5 protein-coding genes are annotated in these 10022 nt (G+C 31.2%); 4 read left to right on the top strand and 1 reads right to left on the bottom strand.

All coding sequences use genetic code 11. From position 1 onward, the window contains the following. Nucleotides 1-149: 149 nt before the first annotated feature. On the top strand, nt 150-1373 hold the full coding sequence (locus BZ132_RS07085; RefSeq protein ID WP_011407039.1) for a methionine adenosyltransferase: 1224 nt from the start codon (nt 150-152) through the stop codon (nt 1371-1373). On the opposite strand, the gene BZ132_RS07080 is transcribed toward BZ132_RS07085, so the two are convergent. Beyond that, nucleotides 1370-2155 (bottom strand): NAD(P)H-dependent oxidoreductase, encoded by a 786-nt coding sequence (locus BZ132_RS07080; RefSeq protein ID WP_286940697.1) that lies wholly within the window; start codon nt 2153-2155, stop codon nt 1370-1372. The two genes, BZ132_RS07085 and BZ132_RS07080, sit on opposite strands and share 4 nt — an antisense overlap. Nucleotides 2156-2380: 225 nt before the next feature. Between BZ132_RS07080 and ileS the strand changes: the two genes are divergently transcribed. Genes ileS through BZ132_RS07065 form a run of 3 tightly spaced genes read left to right on the top strand, consistent with a single transcriptional unit; the run spans nt 2381 to nt 9053 of the window. Then, the gene (ileS, locus tag BZ132_RS07075; protein WP_011407037.1) at nt 2381-5548 is read left to right on the top strand and encodes an isoleucine--tRNA ligase; all 3168 of its coding nucleotides are present in this window, start codon (nt 2381-2383) and stop codon (nt 5546-5548) included. Nucleotides 5549-5561: 13 nt separating this feature from the next. Continuing rightward, nucleotides 5562-7745, top strand: coding sequence for a phosphoribosylformylglycinamidine synthase subunit PurL (purL, locus tag BZ132_RS07070; protein WP_329995232.1), 2184 nt, complete (start codon nt 5562-5564; stop codon nt 7743-7745). Nucleotides 7746-7763: 18 nt separating this feature from the next. Then, on the top strand, nt 7764-9053 hold the full coding sequence (locus BZ132_RS07065) for a site-2 protease family protein (RefSeq protein ID WP_112149753.1): 1290 nt from the start codon (nt 7764-7766) through the stop codon (nt 9051-9053). Nucleotides 9054-10022 lie beyond the last annotated feature (969 nt).

The raw sequence follows: 10022 nt of genomic DNA, 5'->3' as shown, positions 1-10022 counted from the left end.
AAATTTAAAAGAAATATTAAATATTTAGTAATGAAATATAATATATTATATTTAACAAGTTTTTTTTTAAATAAAAAAATTAGACTGGGCATAAAATAACTTTAATAAGCTATGATTAATTTATTTTAACTTGAAATAGAGGTGTACTAATGCGTAATATAAAAATAGAAAAGGCAGTACAAAGACCAATAGAACAAAATGAGATAGAAGTAGTAGAAAGAAAAGGTATAGGTCATCCAGACAGTATAAGTGATGGGATTGCAGAAGCAGTAAGTAGAGTATTATCACAGACATACAAAGAAAAAGCAGGGCACGTTTTACACCATAATACTGATGAAGTTCAAATAACTGCTGGTGAATCAGATCCTAAATTTGGTGGAGGACAAATAATAAAACCTATACAAATTCTACTTACAGGAAGAGCAGCAAATGAATTTACACTACCAAGTGGAGAAACAAAAAAGATTGGTGTGGATACAATAGCTATAGAAGCTGCAAAAAAATTCCTCCAAGATACTATTATAAATCTTGATGTTGAATATGGAACAGTAGTAGAATGTAAAATAGGTCAAGGTTCTGCAGATTTACGTGATGTTTTCCAAAGACCAAATACAATACCATCCTCAAATGACACATCATTTGGAGTAGGATATGCACCATTTTCACAAACAGAAAATCTTGTACTTAAAACAGAGGAATTACTAAATAGTAAAGACTTTAAAAAACAATATCCATTTGTAGGAGAAGATATAAAAGTAATGGGTTTACGTGAAAAAGAAGATATCACCCTTACTATTGCAGCAGCATTTGTATCTAAATATGTTGATGATGTAGATGCATACCTTAATATGAAAGATGAACTTAAAAATATTGTAAATGACTTAGCAGCAAAAGAAACAGATCTTTCAGTTAAAACATTAATAAATACTGCTGATGATGAAACTAAGAAAGATGAATCTGGTTACTACTTAACAGTAACAGGAACAAGTGCAGAAATGGGGGATGATGGTTCTGTAGGAAGAGGAAACAGAGCAAATGGTTTAATCACACCAAATAGGCCAATGTCCATGGAAGCAACATCTGGTAAAAATCCAATAAATCACGTTGGAAAGATATATAACTTATTATCCAATGAAATTACAAGAGAAGTAGTAAGTGATGTTGAAGGTGTAAAAAGTATAGATATGATTATATTAAGTCAAATAGGAAAACCTATAGATCAACCAAGAACAGCAACAGCACATATTCAAACAGAAGAAGGATATTCAATTAATGATGTAGAAGAAGATGTAACAAGAATCATAAATAAATGGTTAGAAAACATTACAGACATTAAAGAATTTATGTTAGAAGGAAAATTAAGAACCTTCTAAACTTCTTCTTTTTTAACACTATTTTTACTTAGAAATCCAAGCATTAATTTATAGAATATTTTACATGGAATCTTTTTAATAAAACTACATGGTATACTTGGATGATATTCATGATTTATTAAGTCATTTTCAACCCAGAAATCATGATCACATGGTATGTGATTGTTATAAGCCATTGCCCTCCACATATTATACATAAACAATGCATTCATTGAGGGACTTTTTAATTTTTTAGATTCTATACTATTGTAGAATTTAAGTGTTGTTTTATCAATCTTTTCTTTAATATTAAGTGGAAGATATCCATTTGTATCATGCACATCAATAAGACATAACTTAAATCTTTCATTAAATCCCCAGTTACGTAGTGTTTCATCAAGAAACTTTCCAACCTTTTTATGGCCCATACCAGCAGTGGTGGAAATAATAAGTGCTTTTTTTGTAAAGAATTCAGGTCTATGATAAAGATATGCAACATGATCAATGAAGTTTTTAAGAAGTGCTGTTATATGCAGTGCATAAACAGGACTTGTAATAATAAGCCCATCACATTCTCGTATCTTATCTACAATAGGTCCAATTTTATCACTATCAGGACAACTGTCTTCTCCATTTTCAAAACAACTAAAACATCCTCTACAATATGGTATATTTTCATCAATTAATTCTACATGTGTAAAAGTTGTATTTGTATCGGTGGTACTTAATGTATTTTTTACTCTAGTTACAATTTCCCATGTATGTCCATGTCTTGGACTACCATTAATAATTAAATATTTCAAATTAAAAACATCCTTGTTATGTTGTTGTATATATTTTTATATATTTTTATTAAAATATTGGTGTGATGTATTTGAAAACCTAATATATTAATTGTTAGTAATGACAAATATATAAATGAATATAATGTTATAAAATATAACAGTATAAATTAAGGGAATCTATTCATTAATAAAAACCATAAACTCTATGAATAATTCCATAAAAAACTATAAAGGAGATACTGTATGCCAATAGATGAGGTAGAACAGGGGTATAATAAGGATTTAGAAAAGAAAATACAATCATTTTGGCAAGAAAATGATATATATAATAAAACAAGTAAACAAAGAGAAAACAGACCAAAATATTCATTTCTTGATGGACCGCCATACTGTAGTGGAAGAATACATCTTGGAACAGCATGGAATAAAACCATTAAAGACTCTTTTTTAAGATATAAAAGTATGAATGGATACTCTTTAAGAAGACAAGCAGGATGGGATACTCATGGTCTTCCAATAGAACATAAGGTGGAAGAATTACTTGATATTAAAAGTAAACAAGAAATAGAAGAAAAGTATGGTATAGATAACTTTGTAGAAAAATGTAAAGAATTTGCAATTAAAAACAAAGAAGATATGACTCAACAATTTAAGCAAATGGGTGTGTGGATGGACTGGCAAGATCCATATGTAACATATGATAATGGATATATGGAATCTTGTTGGTGGACATTAAAACAAGCAGATAAAAGGGACTTGTTAACACAGGATAAACGTGTAATAACATGGTGTCCACATTGTCAAACAGCACTTGCAAATGCAGAAATTGAGTATGGTGATAAACAAGATCCATCAATCTATGTAAAATTCAAACTTAAAAAACAAGAATATGATATACCATCATATGTACTCATATGGACAACAACACCATGGACAATACCAGCAAACCTGGCTGTAAGTATTCATCCAGACTTTGATTATAGTTATGTAAAAGTACATAATGATAAACTTGATTCTGATGAAATATTTATAGTAGCAGATGCACTTATAGAATCAATATTTGGTGAGACTGAAAAAACAATTCTAAAAACTCTAAAAGGAGAAACACTTAAAGGACTTGAATATATTCATCCATTAAGTCAAAACATACCATACCAATCAACTCATAATCATAAAATAATACTTGGTACTCATGTAACACTAGAGGAAGGTACAGGATGTGTACATACAGCACCAGGTCATGGTCCAGAGGACTATGAAGTAGGTGTAAAAAATGGATTAGAACCATTCTGTCCAGTAGGGGAAGATGGATGTTACACCTCTGATGCAGGAGTGTATGAAGGATTAGAAATACATGAAGCAAATGATAGAATAACTCATGAATTAGAACATGCAAATGCTCTACTTAACTATGGAACAATAGATCATAGAGTAGGTTTCTGTTGGAGATGTAAAACACCAATTATCTACATTGCAACAAAACAATGGTTTATTAAAGTAACACAAATTAAAGATCAAATGCTTGAACAAGTAGATTCTGTAGAATGGGTACCATCATGGGCTGGAGAAAGTAGATTCAGAAATTGGGTTGAAAATGCTAGAGATTGGACTATATCCAGACAAAGATATTGGGGAATACCTCTTCCAATATGGACATGTTCTGATTGTGGTAGTAAAGTAGTAATCGGTTCAAAAGAAGAACTTAAAACATTATCTGGTGATGATACACTAGAAGGTGACTTTGTACACAGACCACATGTTGATAATATAACAATACCATGTGAATGTGGAAGTACAATGCATAGAGTACCTGATGTATTAGATGTATGGATAGATTCGGGAGTTGCAGGATGGGCAGCACTTCATTATCCACAAAACCCATCAGAAAACTTCGATGAATGGTTCCCATATGACTTTATAACAGAAGGACATGACCAGACAAGAGGATGGTTCTATTCACAACTAGGTCTTGGAGTAGCAGCATTTGGAAAAGCACCATATAAAAAGGTTTTAATGCATGGATTTACCCTTGATGAAGATGGTAAGAAAATGAGTAAATCCCTTGGAAATGTTGTAAGTCCAGAGGAAGTAATAGAAAAATATGGGGCAGATGTACTAAGATTCTATTTACTTGATGCAAATAAACCATGGGATGATCTTAAATTCCACTGGGATGAAGTACAAAATTCATCAAAACTATTTAACATACTATGGAATGTATACTACTTTGCAACAACATATATGAGCTTGGATAACTTTAATCCAACAAAACATAATAGGGATGACTTAATATTCCGTGAAGAAGATTTATGGATTGAATCACGTATAAATTCATTGATTAAATCTGTGGGTGAAGATATAGAATCACTAGTATTTAACAGAGCAACAGAAAAAATAACCGACTTCATACTAGAAGACTTAAGTCGTTGGTATGTAAGACTTATACGTGGAAGAACATGGGTAGAAAGTGATGATCCTGATAAATTAGGAGCATACTACACATTATACTACACTCTTAAAAACTTAATAATGGTACTTGCACCAATATCACCTCATGTAACAGAAGAAATCTATCAAAACCTCGTAAGAGGAGTTGAGGAAGATGCACCAGAGAGTGTGCACATGCTTGACTGGACATATTCTAGTGAAAAAATCGATACAAAACTAGAAGAAAATATGAAATACATAAGAGATATATTAGAGGCAAGTGCTCATGCAAGGGATGTTGCAAGATTTAAACTAAGATGGCCTGTACAAAATATAACAGTAGTGACTGAAGATGATGGTGTAAAAGAAGCAATATCCTCACTTAAAAGTGTACTTTTAGAACAAGCAAATACTAAGGATATAATAATAGAATCACAACTAGAAAATGCAATAATAATTGCAAAACCAAATATGTCAATACTAGGACCAAAACTTAGGGGAGATCTTGGAAGAGTTAAAAAATACTTTGAATCTGATGATGTTGATGGTGCTAAAGTACAACAACAACTACAAGAAAATGGTGAATATGTAGTAACACTAGGTGATAAGGATATAACACTTGTTGAAGAGGAAATACTCTTTGAAAAAGAAGTACCAGAAAATCTTGTAAGTTGTGACTTTGAAAATGGAAGTGTATATGTAAATACAGAACTAACACCAGAAATCTACTCAGAAGCAATGGCAAGGGAACTTATTCGTCGTATACAGGATATGCGTAAAGATTTAGATTTAAATGTGGAAGCAAATATTCATGTAACAGTAGAATGTAGTAATGACTTTAAAGATGCAGTAATTGCTCATCAAGAATATATTTCAAATGAAGTACGTACTGATAAACTAGAATTTGAAACTATTGTTGATGATGGGTATGTAAAAGAATGGAAAATAGAAGAAGAACAACTTAAAATATTAATAAAAGAATAAAAAAATTTATAGGTTGTATGAGTTTATGGTTTTAACAGATGATGAATTAAAATATATAGAAGAAGTATTAGGAAGAAAGCCTAATGAATTAGAATTGGGAATGATGGATGTAATGTTTTCAGAACATTGTTCCTATAAAAGTAGTAAACCCATTCTTAGAAACTTCCCAACAGATGGGCCTGATGTAATATTAGGTCCGGGGGATGATGCAGGAATAGTAAGTCTAACTGATGAATATGCTCTGGCTATAGGTATGGAAAGTCATAATCATCCATCTGCAGTAGAACCGTATGGTGGTGCAGGAACTGGAATTGGTGGAATAGTAAGAGATATTATAAGTATGGGTGCAAAACCAGTGGTACTTCTTGATGCACTTAGATTTGGACATATGTCAAATCAACGATCAAAATACATATTTGATTATGTTGTTAAAGGAATTTCAGACTATGGTAATAGAATAGGAGTACCAACAGTTGGTGGAGAAATAGAATTTGATGATAACTTCCAATATAATCCAATGGTAAATGTTGTCTGTGCTGGACTTGTAAAAAAAGATGAAATAGTATATGGAAGTGCACCAATAGTAGGAGATGTGTATCTTCTTATGGGTGGAACAACTGGTCGTGATGGAATACATGGTGTAACATTTGCATCTGAAGAATTAACAAGTAATTCTGAAGTAGAGGATAGGCCAGCAGTACAAGTTGCAGATCCATTTACTAAAAAACGTGTAATGGAAGCAACATATGAACTACTTGAAACACTTGATATTCATGGAGTAAAAGATCTAGGTGGAGGAGGACTTACCTGTTGTCTATCAGAAATGGCAGATAAGGGTGGTAATGGTTCATTAATTGACTTGAATAAAATACCTCTACGAGAAGAAAACATGACACCATATGAAATCATGTTATCAGAATCACAAGAACGTATGGTATTTGCAATAGATTCATCTGATGTAGAAAAGGCATTTGAAATATGTAAAAAACATGACCTTGCCCATGCAATAATTGGAACTATTATTGATAAAAGAGAATTTATTATAAAAGATGATGAAGAAGAAATATGTCATGCACCAAATATTCTCTTTACAGAAGCACCAATAATAGAAAGAGAAGCAAAAGAGCCAGAAAAAATAATAGAAGATGTAGAAATACCTGAAGTTGATGTAGAAGAGGCATTATATAAATTATTATCATCTGAAAATATTACAAGTAAAGAATGGGTATATAGTCAGTATGATCATGAGGTACAACTAAGAACAATAGTAAAACCAGGTGATGATGCAGCAGTAATAAAAGTAGATGATGAAACATCATTTACAATAGGTACTGACTGTAACAGTACACATGTACTATTAAATCCATATGATGGAGCAGCATCAGCAGTACTTGAATCAATAAACAATGCAATAAGTATGGGTGCAAGACCAATAGCATTAGTCGATTGTTTAAACTTTGGAAATCCAGAAAAACCAGAAGTGTTCTGGCAATTTAAAGAAGCTGTAAGTGGTATGAGTGATGTTGCAGGTAAATTTAACACACCATTTATAAGTGGAAATGTAAGTTTCTACAATGAAACAGAAGGAGTAACAGTAAATCCATCACCAATAGTTGGAACTGTAGGTGTAGTTGAAAATACTAAGATTAAAACAATGACATTAAAAGATGATGGTGATGTTATATTGGTGGTGGGAAATACCTATCCTGAACTTGATGGTTCACAGTACTACAAACATATACATAACGTGGTACAAGGTTATCCACCAAAAATAAGATTAGAAGAAAATTATAATGTATCAACCACAATTGAGAAATTAATTCCTAAATATAACGATAACATAACCTCAGTACATGATATATCAAAAGGAGGACTTATAATAGCGTTGGCTCTAATGAGTATTAAATCTAAAAAAGGAGTAAATGTTAATATAAGTAACATACCATCTACAACAGAATTATCACAAGATGATAAATTATATTCTGAATCAAATAGTAGGTTTATTATAACAGTAAAAGAAGATGCACTTACTACTATAGAAGAAGCATTATCTAAAAATAACGTAGCATACTCTGTTATAGGTAGTGTATGTAGTGACGGATTCAAAATATCTAATGACAATGATGTACTGGTAGATTGTAGTGTTGAAAAAATAACTAAAGAAAATACAACAACAATAGAAAAACAAATGGCATAACATTAAGGAGTATATTCTATGAATGTTTTATGGTATTATGCAATTGGATTTATAGTAGTATGGATACTGGCATTTCTACTAAAGGATAAATTCAACATAACCATGGAAGGAATAGTTTTAATGCTTAAAACTGAGAGACTAAAGGGAGTACTTGATAGAATTGCAAATAGATGTCCACGTCTGTGGAAGGCCTACTTGAATATTGGAATGCCTATTGGAATCTTCTTTCTAATATTGATGGTAATAACACTTATATGGTCACTGCAATTGATGTTTAAGACACCAACAGTTTCTCTAATACTTCCAGGGGTTGATATTCCAGGTTCTCCCATATACATACCCTTTACAACGGGACTTGTTGCCCTTGCAACAGTACTTGTAATACATGAGGGAGGTCATGGAATACTTGCAAGGGTTGAGGGAATATCAATAGATTCTGTAGGTTTACTACTACTTGCAATAATACCTGGAGCATTTGTAGAACCAAATCCTGATGAACTTGAAAGGGCAAATGGAATAAGTAAACTACGGGTGTATTTTGCAGGACCAATGTTTAATTTAGGTTTATGTTTAATAGCACTAGTAATTACTGCTGGTATTGGTGGTTTTCTAGCATCAGAAAATATTTATACAACAGATGGTATGGAGATAAGTAGTGTGGTGGCAGGAAGTCCCTCTCAATCAATACTCTCTGAAGGTATGGTTATACACAAGATTAATGGTGATGTTGTAACTAATACTTCATCATATACAAGGGCGTTGAGTGGTATGCATATTGGTGATAATTTATCCATTACAACAGATACTGGAACATATAATATAACTGCTAGTCAAAGTCCTAATAATAGTTCAAAATCCTATATTGGTATTAGAGCAAAACAGCATGAAATAATTGAACCAGTGGCTAAAAAGAAGTATGGAACGTTATTGCCACTAGTATTATCTAAATTAGAGGAAATATTTTATCTAATATTTTTCCTAAACTTTGCTGTGGGAACATTTAATCTTCTTCCAATGAAACCATTAGATGGTGGATTAATCTTAGAAGAAATACTTAAAATGAAGATACGTCCTGATAGGAGATTGGAATTCAATCAAACATTGAATAAATACACTAAGTTTCTCCCTGGTTGTATTAGATGTTGGATAAGTAGAAGATTTAATTGGATATTAAATTTCATATCACACCATGAGTTGAATGATAATACAGTAGAACACATAACTAGGTATATAAGCAGTCTTTTTATTGTGATACTTGTAGTACTTATTATTTATGGAATGGTACCTGGAATACTGAAAATGTTCTAGTGTACTTTTTATTTTATATTTTTTAATAACTTTTTTTATAGATTTTTATAGTTTAAATTTAAGTTTATGGCCATACTTATTTTTTTTAGTTAAAAAATACTTTGAATAAGTATATATTGATTAATTGATATATATAGAATTATTATTCAAACAATGTTAAATAAGCATTAATATTTTTTGAATAAGTCTTTAAAATCAGAAGTGATAACTTATGAGAAATCAGAAATCAGTTATTTTTGTCATGACTCTCATGGTTTTACTTATTGGATTAACTGCAATTAGTGCAGCAGATACAGGTAATAATACAGCTAGTTCTGTTATATCTGATAATACAATCAGTGCAGATACAACTAGTGTAGGTAGTATTGCAAGTACTGTTTCTGATACTAAAACAGTGAAGTCAGAAGCAAAAACAATAACTAAAACTAATAGTGAAAAATTAGTAAGTGACACAACTAAAAAAACTATTAAGTCTAATATGAAAAATACTAAAAAAACAAATAGTGAAATAACAGTAAATAATGATAACTTTGATACATATTTCACAAGTAATGGTTTTACAGATGAAGTACAAACAGGTTCTAAAATAAACTTTGGAACAAATATAACACGTAACAACCATTCATATGTACTAAACAAACAAGTAACAATAGATGGAAAAGGCAATACATTAAGCCTTAATACAATCTNTCTGGTAGTTACTATGGTAATGAAACAGGTAGTGCTTTCATAATAGATCATGGAGCTAGTGGAACACAATTATCCAATCTTAACTTCTACAACACACAAGTATTTGTTAGAAATACAACTAATGTTACAGTAAGTAATGTGAATGTAACAGTAGAAAACCAGAGAATTGGACAAGGAGTAGGAGTATTCTCAATAAGAGATAATGCAAGTTATGTAACAGTAGAAAACTCAAACTTCAAAACAACAAATAACAATGGAAGTAGTACATTAGTACTTGCA

The organism is Methanosphaera sp. DEW79, assembly GCF_003266085.1.
GTDB lineage: Archaea > Methanobacteriota > Methanobacteria > Methanobacteriales > Methanobacteriaceae > Methanosphaera > Methanosphaera stadtmanae.
Note: the sequence above shows the minus strand (reverse complement) of the source record. Positions and strands in the feature narration are given on the sequence as shown.

Bases quoted from the DNA above. Each gene is read 5' to 3' on its own strand.
- BZ132_RS07085 (WP_011407039.1), top strand. From the start codon at position 150: ATGCGTAATATAAAAATAGAAAAGGCAGTACAAAGACCAATAGAACAA.
- ileS (WP_011407037.1), top strand. From the start codon at position 2,381: ATGCCAATAGATGAGGTAGAACAGGGGTATAATAAGGATTTAGAAAAG.
- BZ132_RS07065 (WP_112149753.1), top strand. From the start codon at position 7,764: ATGAATGTTTTATGGTATTATGCAATTGGATTTATAGTAGTATGGATA.